Origin of the sequence: Streptomyces sp. NBC_00385, from assembly GCF_035917155.1 — a bacterium.
In the GTDB taxonomy this organism is placed as follows: Bacteria; Actinomycetota; Actinomycetes; order Streptomycetales; family Streptomycetaceae; genus Streptomyces; species Streptomyces poriferorum.
This window is the reverse complement of sequence record NZ_CP107951.1, coordinates 5,525,801-5,542,948: the sequence shown is the minus strand read 5'-3', so window position 1 is coordinate 5,542,948 and position 17,148 is coordinate 5,525,801. Positions and strand designations below refer to the sequence as shown.

Annotated in this window: 17 protein-coding genes and 1 pseudogene; 5 read left to right on the top strand and 13 right to left on the bottom strand. The window is 71.1% G+C overall.

Features of this window, described 5'->3' with window-relative positions; genetic code table 11:
- Positions 1–8: 8 nt before the first annotated feature.
- A pseudogene (locus OG959_RS24760) lies at positions 9–626 on the bottom strand (trypsin-like serine protease); the annotation flags it as partial.
- Positions 548–1,024: a cytidine deaminase family protein gene (locus OG959_RS24755; protein ID WP_326661818.1), complete on the bottom strand. Its 477-nt coding sequence runs from the start codon at positions 1,022–1,024 to the stop codon at positions 548–550. The pseudogene OG959_RS24760 and the gene OG959_RS24755, both read right to left, overlap by 79 nt.
- A gap of 164 nt (positions 1,025–1,188) precedes the next feature.
- On the opposite strand from OG959_RS24755, the gene OG959_RS24750 reads away from it, so the two are divergent.
- Positions 1,189–2,862: a cellulase family glycosylhydrolase gene (locus OG959_RS24750; RefSeq protein WP_326661816.1), complete on the top strand. Its 1,674-nt coding sequence runs from the start codon at positions 1,189–1,191 to the stop codon at positions 2,860–2,862.
- A 52-nt stretch (positions 2,863–2,914) separates the two neighbouring features.
- On the opposite strand, the gene OG959_RS24745 is transcribed toward OG959_RS24750, so the two are convergent.
- The 3 genes from OG959_RS24745 to OG959_RS24735 all read right to left on the bottom strand — a co-directional run bounded on the left by OG959_RS24745 (position 2,915) and on the right by OG959_RS24735 (position 4,841).
- Positions 2,915–3,523: a dihydrofolate reductase family protein gene (locus tag OG959_RS24745; RefSeq protein WP_326661814.1), complete on the bottom strand. Its 609-nt coding sequence runs from the start codon at positions 3,521–3,523 to the stop codon at positions 2,915–2,917.
- Positions 3,524–3,725: 202 nt separating this feature from the next.
- A complete protein-coding gene (locus tag OG959_RS24740; protein ID WP_326661812.1) occupies positions 3,726–4,118 on the bottom strand; it encodes a hypothetical protein in 393 nt (130 codons plus the stop codon).
- Positions 4,119–4,256: 138 nt separating this feature from the next.
- Positions 4,257–4,841 (bottom strand): GNAT family N-acetyltransferase, encoded by a 585-nt coding sequence (locus OG959_RS24735; protein WP_326661810.1) that lies wholly within the window; start codon positions 4,839–4,841, stop codon positions 4,257–4,259.
- A gap of 126 nt (positions 4,842–4,967) precedes the next feature.
- Here OG959_RS24735 and OG959_RS24730 point away from each other — a divergent pair, with 126 nt between their 5' ends.
- A complete protein-coding gene (locus OG959_RS24730) occupies positions 4,968–6,845 on the top strand; it encodes a serine/threonine-protein kinase (RefSeq protein WP_326661808.1) in 1,878 nt (625 codons plus the stop codon).
- A 72-nt stretch (positions 6,846–6,917) separates the two neighbouring features.
- A complete protein-coding gene (locus tag OG959_RS24725; protein WP_326661806.1) occupies positions 6,918–7,388 on the top strand; it encodes a GNAT family N-acetyltransferase in 471 nt (156 codons plus the stop codon).
- A 68-nt stretch (positions 7,389–7,456) separates the two neighbouring features.
- Here the strand turns inward: OG959_RS24725 and OG959_RS24720 are convergent, their stop codons facing one another.
- The 3 genes from OG959_RS24720 to OG959_RS24710 all read right to left on the bottom strand — a co-directional run bounded on the left by OG959_RS24720 (position 7,457) and on the right by OG959_RS24710 (position 10,186).
- Positions 7,457–8,023 (bottom strand): hypothetical protein, encoded by a 567-nt coding sequence (locus OG959_RS24720; protein ID WP_326661805.1) that lies wholly within the window; start codon positions 8,021–8,023, stop codon positions 7,457–7,459.
- A 64-nt stretch (positions 8,024–8,087) separates the two neighbouring features.
- Positions 8,088–8,678 (bottom strand): TetR/AcrR family transcriptional regulator, encoded by a 591-nt coding sequence (locus tag OG959_RS24715; protein WP_326661802.1) that lies wholly within the window; start codon positions 8,676–8,678, stop codon positions 8,088–8,090.
- Positions 8,675–10,186, bottom strand: a complete 1,512-nt coding sequence (locus OG959_RS24710; RefSeq protein ID WP_326661800.1) for an MFS transporter — start codon at positions 10,184–10,186, stop codon at positions 8,675–8,677. Before OG959_RS24710 ends, OG959_RS24715 begins: the two co-directional genes overlap by 4 nt.
- A 200-nt stretch (positions 10,187–10,386) precedes the next feature.
- On the opposite strand from OG959_RS24710, the gene OG959_RS24705 reads away from it, so the two are divergent.
- Complete coding sequence (locus OG959_RS24705; RefSeq protein ID WP_018517962.1) at positions 10,387–10,689, top strand: hypothetical protein; 303 nt, start codon at positions 10,387–10,389, stop codon at positions 10,687–10,689.
- Positions 10,690–10,883: 194 nt separating this feature from the next.
- Here OG959_RS24705 and OG959_RS24700 read toward each other — a convergent pair whose 3' ends face one another.
- Positions 10,884–12,278, bottom strand: a complete 1,395-nt coding sequence (locus OG959_RS24700; RefSeq protein ID WP_442805616.1) for a DUF445 domain-containing protein — start codon at positions 12,276–12,278, stop codon at positions 10,884–10,886.
- A gap of 146 nt (positions 12,279–12,424) precedes the next feature.
- On the opposite strand from OG959_RS24700, the gene OG959_RS24695 reads away from it, so the two are divergent.
- On the top strand, positions 12,425–13,669 hold the full coding sequence (locus OG959_RS24695; protein WP_326661795.1) for an SGNH/GDSL hydrolase family protein: 1,245 nt from the start codon (positions 12,425–12,427) through the stop codon (positions 13,667–13,669).
- 10 nt (positions 13,670–13,679) lie between these two features.
- On the opposite strand, the gene OG959_RS24690 is transcribed toward OG959_RS24695, so the two are convergent.
- The 4 genes from OG959_RS24690 to OG959_RS24675 all read right to left on the bottom strand — a co-directional run bounded on the left by OG959_RS24690 (position 13,680) and on the right by OG959_RS24675 (position 17,118).
- Entirely contained in the window at positions 13,680–14,372 is a 693-nt protein-coding gene (locus OG959_RS24690) for a DUF1707 SHOCT-like domain-containing protein (RefSeq protein ID WP_442805756.1), read from the bottom strand.
- 61 nt (positions 14,373–14,433) lie between these two features.
- Positions 14,434–15,426 carry an ABC transporter ATP-binding protein gene (locus tag OG959_RS24685; RefSeq protein WP_326661792.1) on the bottom strand — a complete coding sequence of 331 codons (993 nt, stop codon included), beginning with the start codon at positions 15,424–15,426 and terminating at the stop codon, positions 14,434–14,436.
- 29 nt (positions 15,427–15,455) lie between these two features.
- Positions 15,456–16,325: an ABC transporter permease gene (locus tag OG959_RS24680; RefSeq protein ID WP_326661791.1), complete on the bottom strand. Its 870-nt coding sequence runs from the start codon at positions 16,323–16,325 to the stop codon at positions 15,456–15,458.
- Positions 16,318–17,118, bottom strand: a complete 801-nt coding sequence (locus tag OG959_RS24675; protein ID WP_326666585.1) for an ABC transporter permease — start codon at positions 17,116–17,118, stop codon at positions 16,318–16,320. The genes OG959_RS24680 and OG959_RS24675 overlap by 8 nt, the downstream gene beginning before the upstream one ends.
- Between the last annotated feature and the right edge of the window lie 30 nt (positions 17,119–17,148).

The window sequence follows — 17,148 nt, the reverse complement described above, 5'->3', positions numbered from 1 at the left end:
TGAAGGAGCTCGACGCGGGCGGTGATCCCCGCGGTGCTGGTCCGGGTCTCGTCGATGCCGAAGCAACCGCCTTGGAAGGACTGGCTGTTCAGGGCCACCAGCTGTGCGGAGGCGCCGGTGCCACGGAGGACCGGGCCGCCCGAGTCACCCATGCACGCGGCGGCGTCCTTGCCGGTGACGGCCGCCGTGGTGGCGGCGGCCGTGGTGGCGGCGGCCGAGTCCACGGTGTAGGTGCCGGTGTGCAGGTTCAGCGGCGCCCATTCGTCCTTGGTGCGTCCGTATCCCGCGAACTTCAGCTCCTCGCCCGCCGCCGGGGCGGCGGTGGCCAGGGTGGCGGGGGCGACGTCGGTGACGGGCCGGTCGAGGAGGGCCAGGACCACGTCACGGTCGGTACGCGGCACCAGCTCGACGACCTTGCGCTGGGCGCCGGAGGCGGAGGTGAGGTCGGTGCGGCCGATCGTCGCGGTCACGCTCGCCGTCGGGACCCCGCCCCGGCGCACTCGCCCCGACCGCACCCCTCCCTCGAAGGAAGGGACGTCCGCGCCGCTCACACAGCCGGGCGTCCGCCCTCGGCCACTTCGACGGAGTTCACGCCGAAGGGGTGCGCTCCCCCCTCGATCGTCCACCCGGCGGCAAGCGGCATGAGGTCCCTGATCCGGACGCTCCGCAGGCCCTCGGGTGTGGGCAGGATGACCCGGATGCCCGGGTGGTAGTCGAAGAGCACCTGGCGGTCCCGGCCGCACGGGTCGAAGACGCCCCGTTCGAAGTTGCCCACCGCGACGATCGTCGTGAGTTCCCGGGCGCCGGACGCGCGGGCATGCCCCAGCGCGACGAGTTCGGCGCACGGGCCGCCGGTGAAGTGGTAGACGTTGATGCCGCCGTAGATCTTCCCGTCGGCTCCACGCACGGCGGCGCCCATGGTGTGTGCGCCCTCCTCGCCGTCGGTGTTGGCGTCGACAAGTCGCTTGGCGAAGGCGATGAGTTCGAGGTCGTCGGGTGTCAGCTCGCGGCAGGGAATGTCCATGCCGTGCATCGTAGAACGCGCCCGCAACCGAATCCGTCCGATGTATTGACGTGCCCCTGACTCAATGGCTTCATAGGAGCGCGCAAATGTGGGAGCGCTCCCACACAGCTTGGAAACGTCTGTCGATGCTCAGCTCTTGATCCCGCTCACCCCCTGGAGCCGCAGTGAGAACAGCAGGAAGTACGCAGCAGAACCCAGCGCGCAAGCATCCCGTCACCGCCCTCCTGACCGCCCTGGTCACCCTCTTCGGGCTCGTCGCCCTCGGCGGCCTCGCCCCGGCACAGGCCGCCACCGCCGCCGCGACCGGGCTGCACATCAGTGACGGCCGCCTGGTCGAGGGCAACGGCAACGACTTCGTCATGCGCGGGGTCAACCACGCCCACACCTGGTACCCCAACGAGACCCAGTCGCTGGCCGACATCAAGGCGACGGGCGCCAACACCGTCCGCGTCGTGCTCTCCGACGGCTTCCGCTGGAGCAAGAACGGGCCCGACGACGTCGCCGCCGTCATCGCACAGTGCAAGGCCAACCGGCTCATCTGCGTACTCGAGGTGCACGACACCACGGGGTACGGGGAGGACACCGCGGCCGGCACGCTCGATCACGCCGCCGACTACTGGATCAGCCTGAAGGACGTCCTCGCCGGCCAGGAGGACTACGTCATCATCAACATCGGCAACGAGCCCTGGGGCAACACGGATCCGGCCGGCTGGACCGCTCCCACGACCGCCGCGATCCAGAAGCTGCGCGCCGCCGGGTTCGCGCACACGATCATGGTGGACGCGCCCAACTGGGGCCAGGACTGGCAGGGCGTCATGCGGGACAACGCCCAGGCCGTGTACGACGCCGACACCACCGGCAACCTGATCTTCTCGATCCACATGTACAGCGTCTACAACACCGCCCAGAAGGTCACCGACTACCTGAACGCCTTCGTGGACGCCGGACTGCCGCTGCTCATAGGGGAGTTCGGGGGCCCTGCCGACCAGTACGGCGACCCGGACGAGGACACGATGATGGCCACCGCCGAGCAGTTGAAGCTCGGCTACATCGCCTGGTCCTGGAGCGGCAACACCGACCCGATCCTCGACCTGACGATCGGCTTCGATCCCACGCAGCTCAGCTCCTGGGGTGAGCGCATCTTCCACGGCGCCAACGGCATCGCCCAGACGTCCCACGAGGCCACCGTCTACGGCGGCGCCACGGAGGACGACACCGAGGCCCCCACCGCTCCGGGCACCCCGGTCGCCTCCGCGGTGACGGACACCTCCGCCGCCCTGACCTGGACCGCGTCCTCCGACAACGTTGCCGTCACCGGCTACGACGTCGTCCGCGTCAACGGAGGCTCGGAGACGACCGTCGCCGCGTCCGCCACCACCGGCGTCTCCGTCACCGGCCTCACCGCCGACACCGCGTACACGTTCGCCGTGTACGCCCGCGACGCCGCCGGAAACCGCTCGGCGCGCTCGGCCACGGTGGCCGTCACCACGGACGAGGGCGGCACCACGCCGGGCGTCGGCTGCTCCGTCGGCTACCGCGTGGTGAACCAGTGGTCGGGTGGCTTCCAGGGGGAGATCACCATCCGCAACACCGGCACCACCACGATCGACGGCTGGACGCTGGGCTTCGCCTTCGCCAACGGCCAGACCGTCACCAACATGTGGGGCGGAACGCCCACCCAGACCGGCGGTTCGGTGAAGGTCGCCCCCGCGTCGTACACCTCCACGATCGCCGCGAACGGCTCGGTCACCGTCGGCTTCACCGGCAGCCAGAGCGGTACGAACGCGGCCCCGGCCGCCTTCACCCTCAGCGGGGCGAGCTGCTCCGCCGCCGCGTAGCACGGCAGGCGCACGACGCCGGCCGGTGGAGGCCATCGCCTCCGCCGGCCGGTCAGTCGCCGACGGTCTTCTTGGCGCTCTCGTACGTGAGGAACGCCGCGCCGCTGTCGAGGATCCTGTGGTGCGTGAGCGTCCAGGCGTTCGGCTCGAACGTGGCCTTGTGGGAGAAGAGCGGGATGCCCGCACCGATCGTCATCGGGCTCAACTTGACGATGAGCGTGTCGATCTCGGTGGACAGGGAAGCGGCCAGCTCACCGCCGCCGACGAGCCAGATGTCCTTGCCGTCCTCCTGCTTCAGCTCCCGCACCCGCGCGACCGGATCGGTGGCGACGATCTCCACGGCGGGGTCGGGGCTCTCGCCCAGCGTGCGGGAGAAGACGAGGTGCCGCAGATGCGGATAGGCGTCCGTGACACCGGCCTTGAGGCCGACCTCGTAGGACCGCCTGCCTTCGACGACCGTGTCGAAGTGCGTGCCCGGCGCCGTGATCGAGAGCGCGGCGCGGGCCGGCCCGGGAAGGGTCTCCGGGTACTCGGCGATCAGGTGCGCGACGTAGTCCTCCGGAATCGGCCAGAACCCGTCCGGGCCGGTGGGGTCGGCGCCGTCCGGACCGGCGATGAAGCCGTCGAGGGTGGAGGCGATGTAGTACACGAGCTTGCGCACGAAGGGCCTTTCGTCCGTCGGCCGGACGCCGCCGGATCGGCACCCGTCGGCAGTCATGATCAAACAGACGTGCCCCGGCGCGCAACGGGAAGGGTGGCTTCCGCACGGGGGTGAGCTCCCGGCCCTCGCAGGTGACCGTTCACGCCGGAGCACTGCGGCCCCCACCGTGTGGCGAGGGCCGGCAGTGTCGTGGGACAAGCGGTCAGGAGGCGCCGACGGACCTGTAGTCGATCATGACCTCTTCGCCGCCCTTGGTCCGGAAGGTGTAGACGAGGAACCTGTCGTCCTCGTCCAGGTCTCCGCCCTTCCAGGGGGTGCAGTAGTTGGCGCTGTGCCCCGCCGTGGTCACGGTTCGGATCCATACGTAATCCGAGTTCATCAACTTCGCCGTGACGCCGTAACCGTCAGCGCTGTTGTCGCAGGCCCTCATCGCGTCGCCGGGCGTGGAACCGGACGGGTTGGGGTTCCACTGGGCGTAGCCGTAGCTGGCCGCCGGGATGGTCGTGGCCGCCGAGGCCGCCGTCGACATCGTGAGGACGAGAACACCGCTCGCCAGGACTGTGCCGATCGCCTTGGTCTTCGCGCCGATACGCATCAGACCGTCTCCCTCCCTATCGGGGCGAGCCGAGCCTGCCGCCCCTCGAACACGCGATCATGCCTCAGCCGGACCGCCGGGTCCATCGGGTAAGTCCGTTGTCCGCAGGGACAGTCGGTCCGCTCTGCCGGGTCGGTGTCAGGCACCGGGACGGACCCGGGCGTGCAGATGTGCGTCGTGCCGGCCGTCCGCCTGCAGCCACGCGGAGCGCCGGATGCCCTCTGCCTCGAAGCCCGCTTTCTGCGCCACCCGGCACGACGCGCGGTTGGCGGTCGCGTGCTCCAGTTCGATCCGGTGGAAGCCCCACTCGTCCATCGCCCAGCGCGTCACCACCCTGACCGCCCGGGTGCACAGCCCCCGCCCGCGCGCCGACGGGACCGTCCAGTAGGCGAGTTCGGTCGTGCCGTCCCGAAGGTCGAAGGACTTCAGGGAGAGCCGCCCCAGCAACGCGTCGCTGCCCGCCTCGACGAGTGCCCAGTGCGCGCCGGTACCTGCCTCCCACTCGCCCCGCCACGCGGCGATCCAGCCTTCCGCCTCGGCCACGGAGTCGGCTCTGCGTACGTGCCACCGCTGGATCTCCGGATCTCGGAACGCCTCTCGCACCGCCGCGGCGTCGGTGAGCAGCCAGGGCCGCAGCCGCGCGTCGTCCCCCACGGGCAGGGTGGGGTGACCGGTCACGGCCAGGGCACCTGAAGGGATCGCGGGGGCAACCAGGGACGGCATGAACGGCATTGTCACAGACCCGCCCGCAGGAACGTACGAACTGCCCGGAACATACGTACTGCGCCCGGCGGGATTTGGATAAGGTTCCGTCTCTACAGCATTGCTCTCCGGGGGAGTTATGAGTTCATGAGCGGTCAGCAGCCACAGCGCGGCAGCGCCTCCCAGGTCTTCCAGCCACTGGCGGGTGACGACCCGGTCACCATCGCCGGATACCGGCTCGCCGCCAAGCTCGGTGCGGGCGGCATGGGCAAGGTGTATCTCTCGTACACGCCCGGCGGGCGGCCCGTCGCCATCAAGGTGATCCGTCCCGAGTTCGGCGAGGACCCCGAGTTCCGGCGCCGGTTCGCGCAGGAGGTGCAGTCCGCACAGCGTGTGCAGGGGCTGTTCACCGCGCCCGTCATCGACGCCGACACCAACGGTGCGCAGCCGTGGCTCGCCACCGCGTACGTGCCGGGGCCCTCGCTCGCCGACGCTGTCGTCGCCCACGGGGCGCTGCCGGTCGAGGCCGTGCTGCTGCTGATCGCCGGTATGGCGGAGGCGCTGCACGTCATCCACGGGGCGGGCATCGTGCACCGCGACCTCAAGCCGTCGAACGTGCTGCTGGCCGCCGACGGTCCGCGCGTCATCGACTTCGGCATCGCGTACGCGGCCGACGCGACCTCGCTCACCGGCAGCGGCGTCACCATCGGCACCCCGTCGTTCATGGCCCCGGAGCAGGCCGCGGGGCGCCGGGTCACTCCGGCCACCGACATCTTCGCGCTGGGGCAGGTCGCGGCGTTCGCGGCCACGGGTTCACCGGCCTTCGGTGAGGGGACCTCGCACGGGGTGCTCTACCGGATCGTCCACGAGGAGCCGGACCTCACCGGTGTCCCGGAGCGGCTGATGGAGCTCGTCAGCCGTTGCCTCGCCAAGGACGCGGAGGCCAGGCCCACGGTCGCCGAGGTCATCGCGCTGTGCCAGACGGCGAACGCGGAGACGGTGCTGCGGCGCCCCGAGGACTGGCTGCCGAGCCCGGTGGCCGCCGACATCACCGTACGGGCGGCGGCCCCGGCCCCCGTCCAGACCCCGCCGCCTCCGGCCGCCGCCCCGGCCGCTGCCCCGTCGGCCGGCCATGCGCCCACGGCCCCGGCGGCTCCGAGCACGCCGCCTCCGGGGTTCGGCCCGCCGGTCACGCCGCCGCCCGGCCACGTGCCGCCGGTTTCGCAGAGCCCGCAGGTTTCGCAGACACCGGCGCCGCAGCACCCGTATCCGGCGCAGACACCGGCCGCGCAGGCGCACACGCCGGCGCCGTTCCCCGCCGCGTACCCGGCACAGGCCCAGACGCACCCCGGGCACCTTCCGCCCCAGGGTCCCGCCGCGCCGCAGCCCGCCAAGCGCCGCGGTGGCCGGGTCGCCGCCATCGCCATCGCCGTCGCGCTCGTCGTCGGCGTCGCGGGCGGCGGAACGGCGTACTTCCTGCTCAAGGACGACGGGAAGTCGTCGCAGAGCAGCGACTCGCCCAAGGGCGGCAGCACCCCCACGAAGAAGAGCGGCTCGACGCCGACCCCCGCCGCGGAGGAGGAGGGCGAGGACGGGAGCTCGGGTGCCGCGACGGATCCGATGCCTTCCACGACGGTGGACCCCGAACCCGCCGACTTCACCGGCATCAACCTCACCCTGGGCTACCACCTGACGCTGGGCGACGACGACGTCCGCCCGCAGGACGGCGAGGATGCCGGGTACGAACTCACCTACGACTCCGGCGGTTACCTCCAGGCGGAGGCCGAAGGCGGGAAGCTCGTCCTGCTCGACCCGGGGCAGCAGGGGTCGTTGGACATCTGCCGGGCGGAGACCCGGTTCGCCGACGAGATCGGTGTGGACAAGCTCACCAAGGGGCGACAGGTCTGCGTCATCACGGGTACGGGGCACCTGGCTCTCTTGACGTACCAGGGCCACTCCTCCGACGACTCGCCCAGTGACTACATGACGATCGACCTGACCGTCTGGCGCAACGCGGCCAGGTGACGGGCGCGTTGCGGGGGCGCCTCGGGACGTAATTCCGAGGCGCCTTCCCGCGCCCGAATGTAGGTTGCCGGGATGTCCTCATCGCTCCGGCTCGTGCCGGTCACCTCCGACAACGTCGAAGCAGCCTGCGCGCTCTCGGTCCGGCCCGACCAGAACGAGCTCGTCGAACCCGTCGCCTGGTCGCTGGCCCAGGCCTACACCACACCCGACATCGCGTGGCCCCGGCTGATCGCCGACGGCGAGACGTTCGTGGGCTTCGTGATGGCCTTCATCGGCGTGCAGTTCGCCCCCGGGACGCCCGACGACCCGTTTCGTTCCGGGCTCTGGCGGCTGAACATCGACGCCGGGCAACAGGGGCGCGGATACGGGCGGTTCGCCGTCGAGGCCGTCAACGACGAGCTGCGGGGGCGGGGAAGCACGCGGACGACCGTGACGTACGTGCCCGGTGCGCACGGGCCCGAGGAGTTCTACCGGAAGCTCGGTTTCCGTCCTACCGGTGAGTTGAGCGGGGACCAGGTGGTCGCGGAGCGTGAGCTGGCGTAACCGAGGTGCAGGGGCGGGGCGCCTGCGGCGGGCTGGGAGGTACGCGGAGACGTGCGCGCCGCAGCTCGTCAGCGGTAGTCCTCCGGGTGGCCCTGCATCCAGGTGTTGATGCGGTCGCGCGTGCCGAGCAGTTGCTTGCGGTGCTCCTCCAGACTGGCCGTGGAGGTGTCACCGGCCAGCGTGGTGCGCAGTGCGCTGATCCAGGCCATCGGCTCCTTGAAGTGGTTCGGCCCGCCGGCGTCGGCCTTCATCGACTTGTCCAGGCCGTTCAGTTCGTCGTTCACCCGGCCGAGGAAGTAGGCGCAGTTGCCGTCCCCGGGTGCGCAGCCGTCCTGGTACGTGGCCTGGAGGCCGGCGAAGGCGTCGCGTACCTCCTGAGGCCTGTTGATGGCCTCCTCCTGTGCCGCGTTCGCCGCGGCCGCCTCCGAGGCCTCCGCGTCGGCCGCCGACGCGGCCTCGTCCTGCTCGATCTCCTTGTTCACCGCCGACGCGTTCGCCGAGGGCGCCACGTACGGGACATCGTCCCCGGGGCCCTGTGACGTACTCGCCTCGGTGCAGCCGGCCAGGGCCCCCACCAGCGCGGCCGTCATCGCCAATGCGGCCGTGGACATACGGATGCGGACGCGAACAGACATGTGAGGCCCCCCTCGTCGGTTGGCCCAGACCATACCGCCCTGCCCTGCCGTGCCGCGCCGGTGATCAGCCCGTGATCAGCTTCTGGAGCGCGGGGGCGTAGAGGTCGGCGATGCGTTCCGGGGTGGCGAGCGCGCCCGCGCCCTCGCGGTGGAGGCTGAGCGTCGCGCCGAGGCCCAGGAGGTGGCCGGCCAGGAGTTCGGCACGCAGGGCGCGGTCGTGGCCGGGGAGGCGGGCGGTCAGGGCGGCGGTGACCTGTTCGTGGAAACGGTCGCGGAGCAGGGAGCGCTCGTCCTGGTTGCCGAGGGAGAACACAACGCGCAGGAGGGGATCCGACTTGAGGGTGCGGCGGTGCGTCACCAGGGTGACGACCATGTGGCGGCCCAGGGAATCCAGCGGCGCGTCGAAGAGTTCCGCGGCCGCCGGGCCGAAGTCGGCCACGGTGTTGAAGAGTTCCTCCTTGCGGCCGAAGTGCTTGACCACGAGGGACGGGCTCACCCCGGCATCCGCGGCGATCTTGCGGATCGTCACCTCGGCGTACGGGCGCTGGGTGAACGCCCGCCGCGCGGCGAGCAGGATCGCGTCCCGGCCGCTGCCCGCCTCCGCGGGGGCGACAGGGGCGACGGAGGCTGCCGCATTGGCCTGGCCGCCGGTCATGCGCCCTCCTGGAGTTCTTCGGTCCGCACACTCCTCCTGCGGGTGTCCGGTGCCTTGCGGCTCTCCTCGACCGTACCCGCCCCGGCCGGCCTCCGGCCCGGCAGGAACAGCGTCACGGCCAGGGCGGCGAGTGCCGCGCCCGCCGCGATGACGAAGACCAGCTGGTACGCGTGGAGCGTCGGAGCCGTCCTGCCGCCCGCCCGGAACGTGATGTTGGCCAGGACCGCGGCGACCGTCGCACTGCAGAAGGCCTGGCCGATCGAGCGCATGAGGGTGTTCAGACCGTTCGCCGCGCCGGTCTCACTGGCCGGGACTCCTCGCATCACGAGGGCGGGCAGGGCCGAGTACGCGATGGCCGTACCCGAGGCGACGACCGTGGCGCCCGCGATGATCAGCCACAGGCTGTGGCTGGTGAAGTACCGCACCCCGTAGCCGACGGCGATGACCCCGGCGGCGAGCGCGAGGCTGACCTTCGGGCCGTGCTTGGCCGATATCCGGGCCGAGACGGGTGACAGCGCGACCATCGCCACGCCGCCCGGCAGCAGGCACAGTCCGCTGACGACGAGCGAGGCGCCGAGCCCGTACCCCGTGGACTTCGGCTCCTGCACCATCTGCGCGGTGACCAGCGAGTTCGCGTAGAACGCGAAGCCGATCAGCAGGGCGGCGACGTTGGTCAGCAGGACGGCCGGGCGCGCCGAGACCCTCAGGTCGACCATGGGTGTCGTCACGCGGAGCTCGTACGCGCCCCAGAGCAGCGCCACGACCACCGCGGTCGCGAGCAGGCCGACCGTGCGGACGGAGCCCCAGCCCCAGTCGGCGCCCTGGGTGACCGCGAGCAGCAGACAGACGAGGGCGGCCGACAGGCCCAGCGCGCCGACCGCGTCGAAGCGGCCGCGGCTGCGCAGCGGGGATTCCGGTACGCAGCGCAGCACCAGAGCGATGTCGATGAGGCCGATCAGGCCGGAGACCCAGAACATCGTGTGCCAGTCGAAGTTCTCCACCACGAGCGCGGCGACGGGCAGACCGATCGCGGCGCCGATGCCGAGCGTCGAGCTCATCAGGGCGACGGCGGACAGGACGCGCTCGGGCGGCAGCTCGTCGCGCAGGATGCTGATGCCCAGCGGCACGACCGCGATCGCGGCCCCTTGCAGGGCACGGCCGGTGATCAGTACCCCGATGTGGGAGCTGACCGCGCACAGCACCGAACCCACGACCAGGACCGCGAGCGAGGCCACCAGCACCCGGCGCTTGCCGTACATGTCACCGACCCGGCCGAGGACCGGGGTGAAGACCGCACCGGTGAGGAGCGTGACGGTGACCAGCCAGCTCGCGGCGGCGGGGGTGGCGCCGGTCAGCTCGGGGATGTGCGGGAGCAGCGGCACGACGATCGTCTGCATGACGGCGACGACGACCCCGCAGAAGGCCAGCACACCGACCGCGAAGCGGGGGTGCGGGGGCCGGACGCCGGAAGGCGCGGGGGTGGCTGGGTCGGGCAGGTCCGCGGGCATGTGTCTCCGTACGGTGCTCGGCTGCCGGAGGGAGGGCAGAGACAGAGGGGTGCACGTTTGTTCACCCTCAGGGTAAACGCTTGTGCACCCCCTCGGCGACGGGATGCCGGAACGCCGCGTTAGCCTCGGATCCGAGAGCCGGTACGGGCGGATACGCCGCAGGTCCGGTGACGATCTACGAGAAGGCTGAGGTGGCTGCGATGGCGAAGGTTCCGGCAGCGGCGGTGGCGGCGGGCGGACTGGTCGGCGGCTACGCCGTCGCCCGGTGGACCAGGAAGCGGCCGCTGGGCGGGGTCGCGCTCGCCGCCGCGGGAGGCGTCGCCGCGTACGAGTGGAACCGACAGGCCGGACCGCGGGCCGCCGTCGCCCTGACCACCGCCTATGTGGCCGCCTTCGCGGGATCGCACCCGCTGGCCAAGAAGGTCGGCGCCTGGCCCGCGGTGTTCACCGTGGCGGGCACCGTGGCCGCCGCGTCCTGGGCCGTCACGCGCCGCGCCGCCTGAGCGGAGACTTTTTCGGCACGGCGTGAACACGGGCGGCCCGGCGCGCGTACTGATGGGCACTCCCCCGCGTAACCCGGGTGCGTATCCGAACGAATCGACAGGGCGGATACGCACCCGGCCCCCGGAGGACCGGTTTCAGGCCAACCTGAGGCGCCCCGCTCCCAGGAACCGCTCACGCGCCTCCCGGGCGCCTCTCACGCGCCGAACGCCCGGGACACCGAATAGATCGCCAGTCCCGCCAGCGCACCCACCACCGTGCCGTTGATCCGGATGAACTGCAGGTCACGCCCGATGTGGGCCTCGATCTTCTTCGACGTCTGGTCCGCGTCCCAGCCGGCCACCGTGTCGCTGATCAGCGACGTGATCTCCGCCCGGTACGTCGTCACGACATACACCGCAGCGTCCTCCAGCCAGCCCTCCACCTTCGCCTGGAGCCGCCCGTCCGTCGCCAGCCTGGCGCCCAGCGACATCAGCGAGGCGCGGGCCCGCAGCCGCAGCTCGCTCCGCTCGTCCTCCGCGGCCGCGATCACCATCTGCCGCACGGACGACCAGGCGGACGCGATGACGTCCTGGACCTCGCCGCGCCCCAGGATCTCCGACTTCAGCCGCTCCACCCGGGCCCTGGTCTCCGAATCCGTCTGGAGGTCGGCCGCGAAGTCCGTCAGGAACGTGCCGATCGAGCCGCGCGCCGGGTGCCCGGGCATGTCACGCATCTCCGTGACGAACCGCAGCAGTTCCTTGTAGACCCGCTCGCCCACCCGCTTGTCCACGAACCGCGGGGTCCAGCCCGGCGCACCGCCCTGCACCGCGTCCATCACCGAGTCGCCGTGCTGCACCAGCCAGTCGTGCGCCCGCACACAGACCAGGTCCACGACCTTGCGGTGGCCCCCGTCCGCGACGACCTTCTCCAGCATCTTGCCGAGACCCGGGCCGACCTCCGCCGCGTTCGCCCTCCGGGTGATCGCCTCACCGACCACCGCCTGCACATCCGCGTCACGGAGCACGGTGAGCGCACCCCGCAGCGCGGTCGCCAGCTCGGCCGTGACCCGGTCCGCGTGCTCCGGCTCCGCGAGCCAGGCACCCACCCGGCCGCCGATGGCGAGGGAGTGGATCCGGTCACGGACGACGCCGCCCGACAGAAAGTTCTCGCCCACAAAGGAACCGAGCGAGGCCCCAAGCTGGTCCTTCTTGCTGGGAATGATGGCGGTGTGCGGAATCGGCAGTCCGAGCGGACGCTTGAAGAGAGCGGTGACCGCGAACCAGTCGGCCAGCGCACCCACCATCCCCGCCTCGGCGGCCGCTGCGACGAAGCCCGGCCAGCCGCCCACCCCCTCGTTCTTCGCCCAGGTGGCGAGGACGTACACCAGCGCGACCAACAGAAGGAGGCCGGTGGCCGTGGTCTTCATACGGCGTACGCCACGACGCTTCTCCTCGTCTGCGGCCGTGTACGCGAACGAGGCGAGGGACGCCGACGGACGGGGCCCCGTCCGTCGCTCCGGCCCCTCCCCGGGGCCGCCCGGGCCCGCGCCCGTGCCGGTGTCCGCCGTGCCGGCCGCCGCGTCCTCGGCCGTGCCTTCGATCCGTTCCATCCGCTCCACCCGTCCGCGTAACCGTCGCCCCCGGCGCCCCGTACGCATTGTGCCTACCTGACCTACTCCCGGGCCGCACGTCGAGTTCCCCGAGCCCTGCCGCATCATGGGTCCGGCACACAAACGAATGAGGAGACACACCGTCCATGCCCAGGCGCCAGGGATCCGCCCTGCTCATAGCCCTCCTGGTGGGCACCGCCGCGCTCGCCGCCCTCGTGGCGTTCACCGGCTCCCTGCTGTTCTCCGAGCCCCGGGCCAAGGCCGTGGCCGCCGCGGGCCCGCAGGGCGTGACCCGCACCCCCGCCGCCCCGGCTCGCTCCACCGGCCTCTGGCTCGCCACCTGGGCGGCGGCGCCCGTCCTCGGCGCGACCGACCCGGAGCAGGGCCCGGACCCGAGCCTGCGCACCATCCGTAACGTCGTGCACACCAGCATCGGCGGCGACGCGGCCCGCATCACCCTCTCCAACCTCTTCGGTACGCAGCCGCTGCTCGTCGACCACGTCACCGTGAACGCGGTCCCGGTGACGTTCCGCAACGCCGCCTACGTGACGATCGCCGCCGGAGGACAGATCATCAGCGACCCCGTCGTCGTCCCGGTCGCGGCCGACGCCGATCTCGTGGTCACCCTGCGCACCCCCACCGCCCGGGGCCCGGTCACCGTCCACCCCAACAGCCACCAGACGTCCTCCACCGAGGGCCCCCAGGGAACCAGGCCCACCACCGACTGGCGCTACCTCACCGCGGTCGACGTGCGGGGCAGGGCCGCCACCGGCACGCTCGTGGCGTTCGGCGACTCGCTCACCGCGGGCAGCGGCTCCACCACCGACGCGAACAGCCGCTGGCCCGACGTCCTCGCCGACCGGCTGGCCGGCCGGTACGCGGTCGTGAACCAGGGCATCGGCGGCAACCGCATTCTCCTCAACGACGTCGGCCCGCGCGCCCTCGACCGGTTCGACCGTGACGTCCTGGCCGTCACCGGGGTGAAGACCGTCGTCATCGCCCTTGGCATCAACGACATCCAGGCCTTCCCGCAGGAAGGCGACCCCGCACGGATCACGGACGCCCTGCGCACCCTGACCGAACGCGCCCACGCCCGCGGGCTACGGGTCATCGGCGCGACCCTGATGCCGTACGAGGGCCAGGGCAACTGGACCCCCGCCCGGAACGCCGTACGCGCACAGGTCAACGCGGCGATCCGGGCCGGCGGAGTCTTCGACGAGGTCCTCGACTTCGACCGCGCGGTCCAGGACCCGTCGCGACCCAACCGGCTGCTGCCCGCGTACGACTCCGGCGACCACCTCCACCTGAACGACGCCGGCTACCAGCGCCTGGGCTCCCTGGCCGACGTGGCCTCCCTGCTGCGCGCCCAGCCGTCGTCGGACGCGCTGTAGGAAAGACCCCCTAAGGCCGGTCTCCGTCACCCTTCTCCAGCCGCGGACGCTCGGCGTCGCTCAGCCGCTGCCTCTCGGCGTCGCGCTCGCGCTGCTTCTCCGCCTTGCTCCGCTTACGCTCCACACCGACGCCGCCCATCAGCGCCAGGCCGGTGACCCGCACCCGGGGAGCATCGGGTGCGGGGAACCCGTCGTCCTTCGTGTGCTCCCCGAAACCGCCCATGATGCCGATCCCGCGGACCTCGACGTTCAGATCCGGCGGCACCGTCACCTGCATGCCACCCATGATCGCGAAGCAACGGACGACCACCTCGCCGTCCTCGAAGTTCGCCTCGCGCAGATCGATCTCTCCGCCGCCCCACATCGCGAACGCGGTGAACACCCGGCTGATCGTCCAGTTCCCCCGGCGGGAGAACCCGCCCCAGAACGCGAAAGCGCCCTTCGACGTGGCTGGCTTGCCGACCCGGTCCGACCAGCGGGCCAGCGAACCCGTCCGGGGCCGCTGCCCCGCGACGACCGGCGCCACGGCCCCGCCGCCGGGAGCGGGCAGATCACGGACGAGCGGTTCGAGCTCACCGTGCGTGCGGGCCTTGTACGTGGCGTCGAGCCGCTGCTCGAACTCCTCCATCTGCAGACGGCCCTCGGCCACCGCCTCGCGCAGAACCTCGGCGACCCGTTCACGCTCGGCATCGGAGGCACGCATCTCCGGAAGTTCGCTTGTCATACCGAGCAGCCTATTGAACGAGTCCGCTCCCGTCACCGCACTACAGGCCGGAGGCCGACGCGTACATCTTCGCGATCACGGCCTCGATGTCCGGCTCCCGCACGGAAAGATCCATCAACGGGTACTCCGCGGCGATCCGCGCCACCAGCGGCGCCGCCGACGCGGACGCCGGGAACGCCAGCCACTGCCGCACCCCCTCGACCTTCACCGTGCGCACCGAGTGCTCCGACTCCAGCACGATCGGCGGGAGTTCACGCTCCAGATCCACCACGAGCATCCGCTCGCTCTCCCCCACCTCATGCAGCCCGGCAAGCGCGCCGTCATACATCAGACGCCCGTGGTCGATCACCATCACCCGCTTGCACAGCTGCTCGATATCGGTCAGATCGTGAGTGGTGAGCAGCACCGTCGTACCGCGCTCCGCGTTCAAGTCCCGCAGAAAACCACGCACCTTGGCCTTCGACACCACATCGAGACCGATCGTCGGCTCATCCAGGTACAACACCTCCGGATCATGCAGCAGCGCCGCCGCGATATCGCCCCGCATCCGCTGCCCCAAAGACAACTGACGCACCGGCACATCCAACAGCGCCGCCAGATCGAGGAGTTCGATACAACGGTCCATGTTGACCCGGAAGCGGTCATCGGGAATCCGGTACATCCGGTGCATCAGCCGGTACGAGTCACGCAGCGGCAGGTCCCACCACAGCGTGGTGCGCTGCCCGAAGACCACACCGATGCGCTGCGCCAGCCTCGTACGCTCCCGGGACGGATCGATGCCCGCCACCCGCAGCGAACCGGCACTCGGGGTGAGGATCCCGGTCAGCATCTTGATCGTCGTCGACTTCCCCGCCCCGTTCGGGCCGATGTAACCGACCATCTCACCGCGCCCCACCCGGAAACTGATCCCGTCGACGGCCCGCACCTCCCGCCGTTCACTGCGCAGGAAACCCGTCCTGCGACGGACGTCGAAAACCTTCTCGACCCCGTCGAGCTCGATGAAGTCCGTATCCGTGTCCACGCGCACACCCATGTCCGTCGCCTCTTCCCGCTCGCCCCGCGTCAACTTCCCGTACTCCGGTACGCCCGCAGCCCCGCCCGCCACGCCAGGCCCGCGACCGCCCAGCACGCACCCGCCACCAGCGGCGGCAGGAACGCCACCCATTCCGGCAGGCCCAGCGGATAGTCCCGGCCCAGCACATACAGCGCCGGCAGCCAGTTCACGAAGGCCAGCGGGACGACGAACGTCACCCCGCGCACCAAATCCGTCGCGAAGACCGTCGGCGGGTACTGGAGCAGCGTGGCGCCTCCGTACGTGAAGGAGTTCTGCACCTGCGAGGCGTCCTGCGCCACGAACTGGAACGCCGCCCCGGCCACGAACACCGCGGCGAAGATCGCCGCACCGCTCAGCAGCATCAACGGCACCATCAGCACCTTCGCCACCGTCCAGTCGATGTCCAGCGTCACCAGCGCATAACCGAACACCAGCGCCCCCTGCGACACCCGCCCCAGCCTGCGCAGCGCGAACCGGTCCGCCGCCACCTGCGCGAGCACCGGCACCGGCCGCACCAGCAACGTGTCCAGCGTGCCGTCCCGCACCCGCCGGCCCAGCCGGTCCATCGACCCCATCAGCAGATCCGCCAGCCCGAACGCCGTACCCGCGGACCCGTACAACAGGGCGATCTCCGGCAGCGTGTAACCGCCCAGCACGTCGACGTGGGAGAACATCAGCAGGATCGCGACGAAGTCGAACGCCGTCGCCGCGAAGTTCCCGAACGTCGTCAGCACGAACGACGTCCGGTACGCCATCGTCGAGCGCAGCCACATCGCCACGATCAGCCCGTACGCCCGCACTCCCTCGACCACCCGCGACCGCGGGACGAACACCGCCCCGGGCTCCTCCCTCACGGCCACGTCCACCGACTCAGCCACCCTGAACCACCACCCTCCGCGTCGCCACCGACTGCAACAGCCGCCCCGCCAGCAGCAGCACCAGCGCCCAGCTCGCCTGGAACGCGTACACCCGCACCAGACCCCAGCCCGTGTGCTTCCCGAGGAACACGTCCGCCGGCACCTGGAGCAGCGCCGACCACGGCAACGCCCGCGCCACCTCGCCCAGCACCCCCGGGAACACGTTCAGCGGCAGCAGCATCCCCGAGAAGAACATCCCCGCCAGGAACGACATCTGCGCCGCCCCAGCCCCGTCCAGCAGCCAGAACGCCGACAGCGCCACCAGATAGCGGATCGCGAAACTCACCACGACACCCAGCGCCACCGCGACCAGGAAGGCCACCCAGATCCCCGGCGACCCGGGCATCGCCAGATCGAAGGCGAGCGAGCCGAAGATCATCGGCACGATGCCACGCCCCAGCAGATGAAACGCCGCTCGACCCAAATCACCCGCCAGCCACCACAGTTGAAGATCGACCGGCCGGTAGAGATCGACCGCGATATCACCCGTACGGATCCGCTCGATCAGCTCGTCCTCGAAGCCGCCGCCCATCATCACGCACGTCATCAGCAGCGCCTGGCCCAGCCACACATACGTGAGCGCCTGCGACATGTCGTACCCGCCGAGCTGCGGACGCTCGTCCCACAGCGCCGCATACGTGTACGCCAGAATGAAACCGAAGACGGTGTTGGTGAACACCCCCGCGGCCGTCTCGATCCGGTACGTGGCATAGCGCCGGAACCCGCCCGCCGCCACCACGGCATAGAGCCGCACCACAACCACCCCCCACGATCGGGGTGCCCC